The 13,126-nt window shown below is 70.1% G+C and carries 12 protein-coding genes; 1 reads left to right on the top strand and 11 read right to left on the bottom strand.

Features of this window, described 5'->3' with window-relative positions; translation table 11 throughout:
• The first annotated feature begins 49 nt into the window (after positions 1-49).
• Entirely contained in the window at positions 50-1,279 is a 1,230-nt protein-coding gene (locus tag ACZ56U_RS28625; RefSeq protein WP_469086853.1) for a DUF349 domain-containing protein, read from the top strand.
• Between the two features lie 72 nt (positions 1,280-1,351).
• Here the strand turns inward: ACZ56U_RS28625 and ACZ56U_RS28630 are convergent, their stop codons facing one another.
• From ACZ56U_RS28630 to pdxS, 11 genes are all read right to left on the bottom strand, one after another.
• Entirely contained in the window at positions 1,352-3,910 is a 2,559-nt protein-coding gene (locus tag ACZ56U_RS28630) for a RelA/SpoT family protein (protein WP_469086854.1), read from the bottom strand.
• 287 nt (positions 3,911-4,197) lie between these two features.
• On the bottom strand, positions 4,198-4,737 hold the full coding sequence (locus ACZ56U_RS28635; protein WP_391240797.1) for an adenine phosphoribosyltransferase: 540 nt from the start codon (positions 4,735-4,737) through the stop codon (positions 4,198-4,200).
• A complete protein-coding gene (gene secF, locus ACZ56U_RS28640) occupies positions 4,734-5,843 on the bottom strand; it encodes a protein translocase subunit SecF (RefSeq protein ID WP_469086855.1) in 1,110 nt (369 codons plus the stop codon). Before secF ends, ACZ56U_RS28635 begins: the two co-directional genes overlap by 4 nt.
• A gap of 2 nt (positions 5,844-5,845) precedes the next feature.
• Positions 5,846-7,597, bottom strand: coding sequence for a protein translocase subunit SecD (gene secD / locus ACZ56U_RS28645; RefSeq protein ID WP_469086856.1), 1,752 nt, complete (start codon positions 7,595-7,597; stop codon positions 5,846-5,848).
• A gap of 129 nt (positions 7,598-7,726) precedes the next feature.
• Positions 7,727-8,233, bottom strand: a complete 507-nt coding sequence (gene yajC / locus ACZ56U_RS28650; RefSeq protein ID WP_469086857.1) for a preprotein translocase subunit YajC — start codon at positions 8,231-8,233, stop codon at positions 7,727-7,729.
• Positions 8,234-8,407: 174 nt separating this feature from the next.
• A complete protein-coding gene (gene ruvB / locus ACZ56U_RS28655) occupies positions 8,408-9,478 on the bottom strand; it encodes a Holliday junction branch migration DNA helicase RuvB (RefSeq protein WP_469086858.1) in 1,071 nt (356 codons plus the stop codon).
• A gap of 12 nt (positions 9,479-9,490) precedes the next feature.
• A complete protein-coding gene (gene ruvA, locus ACZ56U_RS28660) occupies positions 9,491-10,096 on the bottom strand; it encodes a Holliday junction branch migration protein RuvA (RefSeq protein ID WP_391240782.1) in 606 nt (201 codons plus the stop codon).
• The gene (gene ruvC / locus ACZ56U_RS28665; protein ID WP_469086859.1) at positions 10,093-10,632 is read right to left on the bottom strand and encodes a crossover junction endodeoxyribonuclease RuvC; all 540 of its coding nucleotides are present in this window, start codon (positions 10,630-10,632) and stop codon (positions 10,093-10,095) included. Before ruvC ends, ruvA begins: the two co-directional genes overlap by 4 nt.
• A gap of 109 nt (positions 10,633-10,741) precedes the next feature.
• Positions 10,742-11,494, bottom strand: a complete 753-nt coding sequence (locus ACZ56U_RS28670; protein ID WP_469086860.1) for a YebC/PmpR family DNA-binding transcriptional regulator — start codon at positions 11,492-11,494, stop codon at positions 10,742-10,744.
• Positions 11,495-11,543: 49 nt separating this feature from the next.
• On the bottom strand, positions 11,544-12,149 hold the full coding sequence (pdxT, locus tag ACZ56U_RS28675) for a pyridoxal 5'-phosphate synthase glutaminase subunit PdxT (RefSeq protein WP_469086861.1): 606 nt from the start codon (positions 12,147-12,149) through the stop codon (positions 11,544-11,546).
• Positions 12,149-13,054: a pyridoxal 5'-phosphate synthase lyase subunit PdxS gene (pdxS, locus tag ACZ56U_RS28680; RefSeq protein WP_391240770.1), complete on the bottom strand. Its 906-nt coding sequence runs from the start codon at positions 13,052-13,054 to the stop codon at positions 12,149-12,151. Before pdxS ends, pdxT begins: the two co-directional genes overlap by 1 nt.
• Positions 13,055-13,126: the final 72 nt, after the last annotated feature.

Consider the following 13,126-nt stretch of genomic DNA (forward strand, 5'->3'; position numbering starts at 1 on the left):
TGCCCGGGGGAGCACCAGCCCCTCGCCGGCATCATGTGGAGGAGGCGCTGTGAGCAGCGACCCGTGGGGCCGCGTCGACGAGACGGGGACCGTGTACGTGCGTACGGCCGACGGCGAGCAGGTCGTCGGTTCCTGGCAGGCCGGCTCCCCTGAGGAGGCGCTGGCCTACTTCGAGCGCAAGTACGAGGGCCTGGTTGTCGAGATCGGCCTCCTCGAGAAGCGGGTGAAGACCACCGATCTGTCGGCCAAGGACGCGCAGGCCGCCATCGACCACATCCGCGAGCAGGTCGACGCGCACCACGCGGTCGGCGACCTCGACGCCCTCAAGGTGCGCCTCGACAAGCTCGTGGAGACCGTCGACAAGCGCCGCGAGGAGCGCAAGCAGCAGCGCGCGAAGCAGTCCGACGAGGCCCGGCACGCCAAGGAGGCGCTGGTCGTCGAGGCTGAGGAGCTGGCCCAGTCCGACCAGTGGCGGGCGGCCGGTGAGCGGCTGCGGGCGCTGGTGGACACCTGGAAGGGCCTGCCGCGTCTGGACCGCAAGTCCGACGACGAGCTGTGGCACCGCTTCTCGCACGCCCGCTCGGCGTTCTCCAAGCGCCGCAAGGCGCACTTCGCGTCGCTGGACGCGCAGCGCGAGGAGGCCCGCAAGACCAAGGAGCGACTGGTCTCCGAGGCCGAGGCGCTCTCCGGCTCCACCGACTGGGGGCCGACAGCCGCGCGTTACCGCGAGCTGATGGCGGAGTGGAAGGCCGCGGGCCGTGCCCAGCGCGAGCACGAGGACGACCTGTGGAACCGCTTCCGCGGCGCGCAGGACGTCTTCTTCGCCGCGCGCAGCTCGGTCTTCGCCGAGCGCGACGCCGAGCAGACGGAGAACCTGAAGCTCAAGGAGGAGCTGGCCGAGGAGGCCGAGAAGATCCTCCCGATCACCGAGCTCAAGGCTGCGCGGGCCGCGTTCCGGCAGATCAACGAGCGCTGGGAGGCCATCGGCCACGTCCCGCGCGACGCGCGTCCCAAGGTCGAGGGCCGGATGCACGCCGTCGAGCGGGCCATCCAGGAGGCCGAGGAGACCGAGTGGCGCCGCACCAACCCCGAGGCACGCGCGCGTGCCGAGGGTCTGACCGGTCAGCTCCAGGCCGCCGTGGACAAGCTCAAGGGCCAGATCGAGCAGGCCCGCGCCCAGGGCAACAACGCCCGCGCCGACAAGCTCGAGCGTGAGCTGGAGGGCCGCCAGGCCCTGCTGGATCAGGCGCTGAAGGGTCTGCAGGAGTTCGGCGGCTGACAGTACGCCGACTGTCCCGTACGACGAGAGGGGCCCCGTACATCGCGTACGGGGCCCCTCTCGTCGTATGCCCTACGACCTGCTGCGCGCCGACGTCACGCGGTACACGTCGTAGACGCCCTCCACGCCCCGGACCGCCTTCAGGACGTGCCCGAGGTGCTTGGGGTCGCCCATCTCGAAGGTGAAGCGGGAGGTGGCGACGCGGTCGCGGGAGGTCTGGACGGCCGCGGAGAGGATGTTGACGTGCTGGTCCGACAGGACGCGGGTGACGTCGGACAGGAGCCGGGAGCGGTCCAGCGCCTCGACCTGTATGGCGACCAGGAAGACCGAGGACTGGGTGGGCGCCCACTCCACGTCGAGGATCCGCTCGGGCTCGCGGGACAGTGAGTCCACGTTCACGCAGTCGTTGCGGTGGACCGACACTCCGCTGCCCCGGGTGACGAAGCCCATGATCGGGTCGCCGGGGACGGGCGTGCAGCAGCGGGCGAGCTTGACCCACACGTCGTCGACGCCCTTGACGACGACGCCGGGGTCGGCGTTGGAGCGGCGCTTGCGGCCGCGGCCGCGGGTCGGCGGGACCGACTCGTCGATCTCCTCGGTGGCCGCCTCCTCGCCGCCGAGCGCGGAGACGAGCTTCTGCACGATGTTCTGCGCGGAGACATGGCCCTCGCCGATCGCCGCGTACAGCGCGGAGATGTCGGAGTACCGCATCTCGTGCGCGAGCGTGACGAGGGAGTCGCCGGTCAGGATGCGCTGGATCGGCAGGTTCTGCTTGCGCATGGCGCGGACGATGGCGTCCTTGCCCTGCTCGATCGCCTCGTCGCGGCGCTCCTTGGAGAACCAGGCGCGGATCTTGTTGCGGGCGCGCGGGGACTTGACGAAGTTCAGCCAGTCCCGGGACGGTCCGGCCCCGGCCGCCTTGGACGTGAAGACCTCGACGAGGTCGCCGTTGTCCAGGGTCGACTCCAGCGGTACGAGACGGCCGTTGACCCGGGCTCCTATGGTGCGGTGTCCCACCTCGGTGTGCACCGCGTACGAGAAGTCCACCGGGGTGGAACCGGCCGGCAGCGCTATCACGTCGCCCTTGGGAGTGAAGACGAAGACCTCGTTGCGCGACAGGTCGAAGCGCAGGGACTCCAGGAACTCGCCCGGGTCCTCGGTCTCCTTCTGCCAGTCCAGGAGCTGGCGCAGCCACGCCATGTCGTTGAGGTGGTCGTCCTTGCCGGTGGTCCGCGGCGCGTCCGAGCGCACCTTGGAGGCGCCGGCGACGGCCTCCTGCTTGTACTTCCAGTGCGCGGCGATGCCGTACTCGGCGCGGCGGTGCATGTCGAAGGTGCGGATCTGGAGTTCGACCGGCTTGCCGTTGGGGCCGATGACCGTCGTGTGCAGCGACTGGTACATGTTGAACTTGGGCATCGCGATGTAGTCCTTGAACCGGCCGGGGACCGGGTTCCATCGCGCGTGCACGGTGCCGAGGGCGGCGTAGCAGTCGCGGACGGTGTCGACGAGGACGCGGATGCCCACCAGGTCGTAGATCTCCGCGAAGTCACGGCCGCGGACGATCATCTTCTGGTAGACGCTGTAGTAGTGCTTGGGGCGGCCGGTGACGGTCGCCTTGATACGGGCCGCGCGCAGGTCCTGCTGCACCTCGTCGGTCACTATGGCGAGGTACTCGTCGCGCTTGGGGGCGCGCTCGGCGACGAGGCGGACGATCTCGTCGTACATCTTGGGGTAGAGGATCGCGAAGGCGAGGTCCTCCAGCTCCCACTTGATGGTGTTCATGCCCAGGCGGTGGGCGAGCGGCGCGTAGATCTCCAGGGTCTCGCGCGCCTTCTTCTCCTGCTTCTCGCGCTTGAGGTAGCGCATGGTGCGCATGTTGTGCAGGCGGTCGGCGAGCTTGATGACCAGGACGCGGGGGTCCTTGGCCATGGCCACGACCATCTTGCGCACGGTCTCCGCCTGCGCGGCCTCGCCGAACTTGACCTTGTCCAGCTTGGTGACGCCGTCGACGAGCAGGGCGACGGAGTCGCCGAAGTCGCGGCGGAGCTGGTCGAGGCCGTACTCGGTGTCCTCGACGGTGTCGTGCAGCAGGCCCGCCATGAGCGTGGCCGGGTCCATGCCCAGCTCGGCGAGGATCGTGGTGACGGCGAGCGGGTGCGTGATGTACGGGTCGCCGCTCTTGCGCTTCTGGCCGCGGTGCCAGCGCTCGGCGACCTGGTAGGCCGTCTCGATCTTGCGGAGCGTCGCGGTCTCGATCTTCGGGTCGTTGCTGCGCACTATCCGCAGCAGCGGCTCCAGCACCGGGTTGTACGGGTTGGAGCGCTGGACGCCGAGACGGGCCAGGCGGGCGCGGACGCGGTTGGAGGACCCGGAGCGGGCGGGCTGACCGGCGGGCGGGCGGACCACCGCGGGTGTGGACGCGGGCGCGGAGCGCTCGGGCGGGGCCGGCTTGGGGCGCGGCTGCTCGGCCGGGTCGTCGGCGGGCGCGGACTGGGCGTGCGCGTGTTCGACCGAGCCCTGCGCGGTGTTCTCCGCGTTGTTCGCGTTCGGCGCGTTCTGCGCGGGCGTGGCCGCGGGTCCCGAGGCGGACTCGGGCTTGGCGGCGGTCAGTGGCTGGGCCTCGTCTGGCAAGAGGACTCCTCGTGCGCGAACCGGGTCCCCCGATCAGGCTCCGGAAACCCCATGGTAGCGATCCTGCGGCTCAGGATCGCCCTCAGGCGGTGTGAGGACCGTCTACCGGTGAAACGTGCGGGTCGGGCACCGGCATTCCAGGGGCGTCCAACACCTGGCGGACCGGAGCGTCGTTGGCGACCGCGGCGGTGCCCCCGGCCTGTCGCGCGGCCCCCGCGCCTGCCCCGGGACGCGAGAACGGCCGCCCCGGATGCACCGGGACGGCCGTTCCTGTGACGCCTGAGGTCTCAGACCACCAGCAGGGCGTCCAGCGGAGCGCCCTCCAGCGCGGGTTCCAGACGGGCGCGGCCCGCCAGGAAACCCAGTTCCATCAGGACCGCGAGGCCCGCGACCTGGGCGCCCGCCCTGCGGATCAGCTGGATCGCGGCCTCGGCGGTGCCGCCGGTCGCCAGGACGTCGTCGATGATCAGGACGCGGTCCTCGGCCGACAGGTCCTCCGCGTGGACCTCGATCTCGGCCGAGCCGTACTCCAGGTCGTACGCCTGGGCGAGGGTCGCTCCGGGGAGCTTGCCCGCCTTGCGTACGGGGATGAACCCGAGGCCCGCGCGGACCGCGACCGGGGCGCCGAGGATGAAGCCCCGGGCCTCCAGGCCGACGACCTTGGTGGCGCCGGTGCGCTCGGCGATCTCCGCGAGCGCGTCGGTGAGCGCGGTGAACGCCGCCGGGTCCGCCAGGAGCGGGGTGATGTCCTTGAACATCACGCCCGGCTCCGGGTAGTCGGCCACATCACGGATGCGGCTGAGGAGCAGCTCCTTGATGTCGGTCATCGGCGCTTCCCCGAGGGACGGCCGCGGCCGCGGTTGCGGGACGCGGGCTGGGTGCGCGGGCCGACGACCGCGTGGGCGTCCTCGGGCTCGTCGCCGTGCGGGGCGTCGCCCCGGGTCTCGGCGAGCTCCTCCTCGGCGGAGGCCTGGGCGCGCTTGGCCAGGACCCGCTTCCTGAGGGACTTCATCTGCGGCTCGAGTTCCTTGAGGTCGGCGACGAGCGGCGTGGCGATGAAGATCGAGGAGTACGCACCGGCGGCGAGACCGACGAACAGCGACAGCGAGATGTCGTTGAGCGTGCCCGCGCCGAGGAAGCCGCCACCGATGAACAACAGGCCCGCCACCGGCAGCAGCGCGACCACCGTGGTGTTGATGGAGCGGACCAGGGTGCCGTTGATCGAACGGTTGGCGACATCGCTGTACGTCCAGCGGGTCTGCTTGGTGATGTCCTTCGTCTGCTCCTTGAGGGAGTCGAAGACGACCACCGTGTCGTAGAGCGAGTAACCGAGAATGGTCAGCAGACCGATCACCGTGCCCGGCGTGACCTCGAAGCCGACGAGGGCGTAGATGCCGACGGTGATGGTGATGTCGTGGATCAGGGCGACCAGAGCGGCGATGGCCATGCGCCACTCGAAGGCGATCGCCAGATAGATCACCACCAGGACCATGAAGATCGCCAGACCCTGCCAGGCCTTGCTGGCGATCTGGTCACCCCAGCTCGGACCGACCAGGTCGGCCGCGATCTTCTCGGGGTCGACCTTGAAGTCCTCGGCGAGCTGGTTCTTGATCTGGTCCGACTGCTGGGTGTCCATGCCGGCGATCTGGATGCGCATCGTGCCGTTGCCGAGCTTCTGCACCACGGCGTCGTGGCCCGAGGCGTCTTCCGCGTACTCCTGGGCCTGCGACACCGAGATGCCGGTCTGCTCGGTGGTGAAGACGGCACCGCCCTGGAAGTCGATGCCCATGTTCAGGCCGCGCACCGCCAGGCCGACGATGGCCGTGATGGTGATCAGGATCGAGATGCCGTACCAGAGCTTGCGGTGACCGACGAAGTCGTAACTGATCTCGCCACGGTGCAGTCGGGCGCCGAGGTTGCCGAGTTTCGACATGCTCACGCCTCCTTCGTCTCAACGGGGGCGACGGGACGGCGGGTGCGGCGCAGCGGCGGCTTGGCACCCAGGCTCTTCGGGTCGAGGCCGGACCATTTGTTGCCGCTGGCGAAGAACTTGCGGCGGGCCAGCAGCGTCATCAGCGGCTTGGTGAAGAAGAAGACCACGACGACGTCGAGCACGGTGGTCAGACCCAGCGTGAACGCGAAGCCCTGGACCTTGCCGACGGTGACGACGAACAGCACCGCGGCGGCGAGGAACGACACGAAGTCGGAGACCAGGATGGTGCGCCGGGCGCGCGGCCAGGCCCGCTCGACGGCGGGACGCAGGGAGCGGCCCTCACGGATCTCGTCACGGATGCGCTCGAAGTACACGATGAACGAGTCCGCGGTGATACCGATGGCGACGATCGCACCACAGACGGCCGGCAGGTTCAGCGCGAAGCCGATGGCCGGGCCGAGCAGCGCCATGATCACGTAGGTCAGGATGCCGGAGACCAGCAGCGAGGCGATCGCGACGAGCGACAGACCGCGGTAGTAGAAGACCAGGTACAGCACGACCAGGCCGAGGCCGATCGCACCGGCGAACAGACCGGCGTGCAGCTGGTCGGTGCCGAGCGCGGCGGTCACCGTGGTGACGCTCTGCTCCTTGAAGGAGAGCGGGAGCGCGCCGTACGACAGCATGTTGGCGAGGTTCTGGGCCTCCTCCTGCGTGAAGCTGCCGGAGATCTGGGCCTGGCCGCCGGTGATGGACTGGCTCACGGTGGGGCTGGAGACGACCTCGCCGTCGAGGACGATGCCGAACTCGTTCTGCGGCAGGGTGTTCTGGGCCAGCTTGCCGGTGATGTCGGCGAACTTCTTGGCGCCGCTCTTGTTGAAGTCCATCGTGACCTGCCAACCGGCGGCGGTCTGCGTGTCGAAGACGGCCTTGGCCTCGTCGACCTCGGTACCGGCGACGGCGGCGGGGCCGAGCAGGTACTTGTACCAGACGCCGTCCATCTCGCCGCAGCCCACGGTGGAGTCCTCGGGCTTGACGCCCTCGCCGGCCTTGGTGCGCTGCGCCTCCTTGGAGCAGTCGAGGGCGGCGTACTGGGCCTGGAGCTTGGCGTCGGCGGAGGTGCCGGCGCCGCCGCTCGCGGAGGCGGAGGGGCTCGCGGAGGCGGAACCCGACGGGGTCGGGTCGGCCTTCAGCGCGTCGGAGGCGGGGCGGCCCTGCGTGGTGGCGGAGGCCGACGGGGAAGCCGAGGAGGTCGCCTTCTCACCGCTGGTGGCCGACTCGCTCGTGGAGGGGCTCGGCGAGGAGCTGGCGGAACCGCTCTTCGAGGCGCTGGGCGACGGCGTCGCGGCGGGCCCGGTGGCGTCCTGGGCGAGCACCGGACGGAAGTACAGCTTGGCGGTGGTGCCGACCTGGTCCCGGGCTTCCTTGGAGTTGGTGCCCTTGGGGATGTTCACGATGATGTTGCGCTCGCCCTGGGTCTGCACCTCCGCCTCGGAGACGCCCAGGCCATTGACACGGCGGTTCATGATCTCGACCGCGGTGTCCATGTTGGCCTTGTTGACCGCGGAGCCTTGGTCGGCCTTCGCCTCGAGCGTGATGCTCGTGCCGCCGGCCAGGTCGATGCCGAGGCGCGGCTTCGTGTGCCCGGAGAGGAACATTCCCCCGGTGAGCGCCACGATGGCGATCAGGATCAGGGCCAGCGAGCGCCCTGGCTTGCTCTGGGCGCTCGCGCTCCGGCCCCTCTTGGGTGCTGCCACCTTCTCGTACTCCCTCTCGGGCCGCTGCGCGCCGGGTCTGCGGGCGGGCGGCCATGACATGGTGTCGATCCCGTGCGAGCTGCGTACGTCCGAGGGCGCGCGGGCGTGCCCCGCGCGCCCCGGGTACGACTACTTCGCGTCGGAGTCGCCGTCGGTCTTCTTCGGCACGTCGTCCGTCTTCGCCTCGGCGGCCTCGTCGGCCTTCTGGGCCCCGTCGGCGGGCTCGTCCTTCTTGCCGAGGTCGACGGCCTTGTCGTCGGAGGCGGCAGCTTCGTCGGCGGACTCGTCGGTCTCGGTGAGATCGGCAAGAGAGGAGGCGTCGTCGGGGACGACGTCGGTCTTCAGGTCGTGCTCGATGCCGTGGACGATGCGGTTGTACTCGTCGTCGGTCAGGACGGCACCGATGGCGTTCTTGGCGAAAAGGAGCTCGACGCCCGGGCCCGCGTCGACCAGAACCGTGTCGTCGTTGACCTCCTTGACGGTGGCGTACATCCCCCCGATGGTGCGGATGCCACTGCCGGGCTGCATCTGGTTCCGCATGTCGGCTGCCTGCTGCTGCTTCTTCTTCGCCGACCGGGTCATCAGGAACATGGCCCCGATGAGCACGATGAACGGGAGGAGGGTCACGAGACTCACGGGTCGGTACTTCCTTCACGCGACCGCGGGCTTGAGCGGCCTGATGGTTGGGGGTGTGTACGCCGCCGGCTAAGGCGGCATCGGCGGAGTCTAAGCGAGTCCGCGCGCAGGGAACAACGCTCAGCATGGCACCCGGGTTCCTGGCCCGGCCAATCCCGCGGCGTCACAAAGCCATCACGTCCCGAACAGGTCCTGTTGTCCGTTTCCGGTGGTCGCCGAGCGGGGCGGGGTGAGGCCGAGATGGGCCCATGCGGCGGGAGTGGCGACCCGGCCGCGGGGGGTCCGGGCGAGCAGGCCCTCGCGGACGAGGAAGGGTTCGGCCACTTCCTCGACGGTCTCGCGCTCCTCCCCCACCGCGACCGCGAGCGTGGACAGACCGACCGGACCGCCGCCGAACAGCTTGAGCAGAGCCTCCAGGACACCGCGGTCGAGGCGGTCGAGGCCGCGGGCGTCGACCTCGTAGACCTTCAGCGCGGCGGCGGCGATGTCGCGTGTGATGTGCCCGTCGGCCTTGACCTGCGCGTAGTCCCGCACCCGGCGCAGCAGCCGGTTGGCGATGCGGGGCGTGCCGCGGGAGCGGCCGGCGATCTCGGCGGCGCCCGCGCCGTCGATCTCCACGTCGAGCAGGTGCGCGGAGCGGTGGATGACCCGCTCCAGTTCGGCCGGCTCGTAGAACTCCATGTGCGCGGTGAAACCGAAGCGGTCGCGCAGCGGGGGCGGCAGCAGGCCCGCGCGTGTGGTGGCGCCGACCAGGGTGAACGGGGGCAGTTCGAGGGGGATGGCGGTGGCGCCCGGGCCCTTGCCGACGATGACGTCGACGCGGAAGTCCTCCATCGCCATGTAGAGCATCTCCTCGGCGGGCCGGGACATGCGGTGGATCTCGTCGAGGAAGAGGACCTCGCCCTCCTGGAGGGAGGACAGGATCGCGGCGAGGTCGCCGGCGTGCTGGATGGCGGGGCCCGAGGTGATGCGGATGGGGGCGCCCATCTCGGCCGCGATGATCATGGAGAGGGTCGTCTTGCCGAGGCCGGGGGCGCCGGAGAGCAGGACGTGGTCCGCGGTGGCACCGCGCGCGCGTGCGGCGCGCAGGACGAGGTCGAGCTGTTCGCGGACCTTCTCCTGGCCGATGAACTCGTCCAGGTCCTTGGGGCGCAGCGCGGCCTCGACGGCCTGGTCCTCACGGTCGGCGACAGAGCCCACCAGCCGCTCGGGGGCGGTCTCGTCGGTGGTGTCGTCCCAGTTCACTGACGTTCTCTCCTAGCGGGCGCGGTTCAGGGTCTGCAGGGCGGCCTTCAGCAGCTGACCGACCTGCGGCGTGCCCCCGGCGGCCTCGGCCTGCGGGGCCACGGCGGACACGGCCTCGTCGGCCTCGCGGGTCGCGTAGCCCAGACCGATCAGCGCCGCGTGCAGCTGGTCGCGCCAGCCCTGGGTGACCGGGGCGCCGATCGCGGGGGCGCCGATCGGCTCGCCGAGGCGGTCCTTCAGCTCGAGCAGCAGCTTCTGCGCACCCTTCTTGCCGATGCCGGGAACGGCGATCAGCGCCTTCTCGTCGGCCGTGGCCACCGCCCTGCGCAGGGCGTCCGGGGTGTGCACGGCGAGCATCGCCTGAGCCAGCCGGGGTCCGACGCCGCTCGCGGTCTGGAGCAGTTCGAAGACCTGGCGTTCGTCGTCGTCCACGAACCCGTACAGGGTCAGCGAGTCCTCGCGTACGACGAGGGAGGTGGCGAGCTTGGCGGGCTGGCCGAGGCGCAGCGTGGACAGCGTGTTCGGCGTGCACTGCACGGCCATGCCGACCCCGCCGACCTCCACGACGGCGGCGTCGGGGGCGAGGGCGGCGACGGTGCCGCTCACGAAGGCGATCATGCCGTACGGCCTTTCGTTGCGTTGGCTGCGTGCAGGGCGACCGCCTGCTGGAGCCGGTTCTGAGCGGGGGCGCGCCAGATGTGGCAGATGGCGAGGGCGAGGGCGTCGGCGGCGTCGGCGGGCTTGGGCGGCGCGTCGAGCCGCAGGAGCCGGGTGACCATGGAGCCGACCTGGGCCTTGTCGGCGCGACCGCTGCCGGTGACGGCTGCCTTGACCTCGCTGGGGGTGTGCAGGGCGACGGGGATGCCGCGACGGGCGGCGCACAGCATGGCGACGGCGCTGGCCTGGGCGGTGCCCATGACCGTACGGACGTTGTGCTGGCTGAACACCCGCTCCACGGCGACGAATTCGGGACGGTGCTCGTCCAGCCACTGCTCGATGCCCTGCTCGACGGCGACGAGCCGGAGCCCCAACTCCGCGTCACTGGGCGTGCGTACGACGCCCACGCCGAGCATCGTCAGCGGTCGTCCCGCGACCCCTTCGACGACGCCCACACCGCACCGCGTGAGTCCGGGGTCCACCCCGAGTACGCGCACCGGCCCCCTCCTTTCGATCGCCTGTTTGTGCAGGCTATCGGGTGCCACCGACAATGCGACGGGCCGACGGGGTGTGTCCCGTCGGCCCGTTCGCATCCGGAGCGTCGGCTCAGGCGTCGACCTTCTCCATGACCTCGTCGCTGACGTCGAAGTTGGCGAAGACGTTCTGGACGTCGTCGCTGTCCTCGAGCGCGTCGATCAGCTTGAAGATCTTCCTGGCGCCCTCCTCGTCCAGCTCGACCTGCATGGTCGGGACGAAGTTGGCGTCGGCCGAGTCGTAGTCGATACCGGCCTCCTGGAGGGCGGTGCGGACCGCGACCAGGTCAGTGGCCTCGCTGATGACCTCGAAGGTCTCGCCGAGGTCGTTGACCTCCTCGGCGCCCGCGTCCAGGACCGCGCCGAGCACGTCGTCCTCGGCCAGCTCGCCCTTGGGGACGATCACGACGCCCTTGCGGTTGAACAGGTACGACACCGAGCCCGGGTCGGCCATCGAGCCGCCGTTGCGGGTCATGGCGACTCGGACGTCGGAGGCGGCGCGGTTGCGGTTGTCGGTGAGGCACTCGATGAGCACCGCGACACCGTTCGGACCGTAACCCTCGTACATGATCGTCTCGTAGTCGGCGCCACCGGCCTCCAGGCCGGCGCCGCGCTTTACCGCGGAGTCGATGTTCTTGTTCGGGACCGAGCTCTTCTTGGCCTTCTGGATGGCGTCGAAGAGCGTGGGGTTACCGTCGGGGTCGGCGCCGCCGGTACGGGCCGCGACCTCGATGTTCTTGATGAGCTTCGCGAAGAGCTTGCCGCGCTTGGCGTCGATCACGGCCTTCTTGTGCTTCGTCGTAGCCCATTTAGAGTGGCCGGACATCTGCCTGTCTCCTTCGCGTAACCCATCCGAACAACGAACCCAAGAGATCCTACAAGGACTGGGCCGACCGGTTCGCGCGCACCATGTCGACGAAGAGCGCGTGCACACGGTGGTCGCCGGTCAGCTCCGGGTGGAACGACGTGGCGAGCGCGTTGCCCTGACGGACCGCGACGATGTGGCCGTCGTGCTCGGCGAGCACCTCGGCCTGGGCACCGACGGACTCCACCCAGGGCGCGCGGATGAACACGCCCTCCACGGCATCGCCGTCGACGCCGCGGACGTCGACCCGGGCTTCGAAGGACTCGTTCTGCCGGCCGAAGGCGTTGCGGCGCACGATCATGTCGATGCCGCCGATCGTCTCCTGGCCCGAGCGGGGGTCGAGGATCTTGTCGGCCAGCATGATCATGCCCGCGCAGGTGCCGTAGACGGGCATACCGGCCCGCACGCGCGCGCGGAGGGGCTCCATGACGTCGAAGAGGACGGCCAGCTTGGAGATGGTCGTCGACTCGCCGCCGGGGATGACCAGACCGTCGACCTCGGCGAGCTCCTCGGGGCGCCGCACCGGCCTGGCCACGGCGTCGGCCGCGGCCAGGGCGATCAGGTGCTCCCGTACGTCACCCTGGAGTGCGAGCACTCCGACCACGGGTTCGGTCATCACCAGCCCCGGTTCGCGTAACGCTCGGCCTCGGGGAGGGTGTCGCAGTTGATGCCGACCATGGCCTCGCCGAGGTTGCGGGAGGCGTCGGCGATGATCTTCGGGTCGTCGTAGAAGGTGGTGGCCTTCACGATGGCGGCGGCGCGCTTGGCCGGGTCGCCGGACTTGAAGATGCCGGAGCCGACGAAGACGCCCTCGGCGCCGAGCTGGCGCATCAGCGCGGCGTCGGCCGGGGTGGCCACACCACCGGCGGAGAACAGCACGACCGGGAGCTTGCCGAGCTCGGCGACCTCCTTGACGAGCTCGTACGGGGCGCGCAGCTCCTTGGCGGCGGCGTACAGCTCGTGGTTGTCGTAGCCGCGCAGGCGGGCGATCTCGTTCTTGATCTGGCGCAGGTGACGCACGGCCTCGACGACGTTGCCGGTGCCGGCCTCGCCCTTGGAGCGGATCATGGCCGCGCCCTCGGCGATGCGGCGCAGGGCCTCGCCCAGGTTGGTGGCGCCGCAGACGAAGGGGGTCGTGAAGGACCACTTGTCGGAGTGGTTGACCTCGTCGGCCGGGGTGAGGACCTCGGACTCGTCGATGTAGTCGACGCCGAGGGACTGGAGCACCTGGGCCTCGACGAAGTGCCCGATCCGGGACTTCGCCATGACGGGGATGGACACGGCCTCGATGATGCCCTCGATCATGTCCGGGTCGGACATCCGGGCCACGCCGCCGTCCTTGCGGATGTCGGCGGGGACCCGCTCCAGGGCCATGACGGCGACGGCGCCCGCGTCCTCGGCGATCTTCGCCTGCTCCGGGGTGACGACGTCCATGATGACGCCGCCCTTGAGCTGCTCGGCCATGCCGCGCTTCACGCGCGCGGTGCCGGTCTCGGGAGCCTGGTTCTCGGTGATGGACACGGGTTGACCTCACTGAAGTGAAAAGCGGATTTCTACAGCACCGAGAAAACGTGAAGAGAGCAGTCCACAGCA

Source organism: Streptomyces sp. NPDC034103 (genome assembly GCF_055575395.1).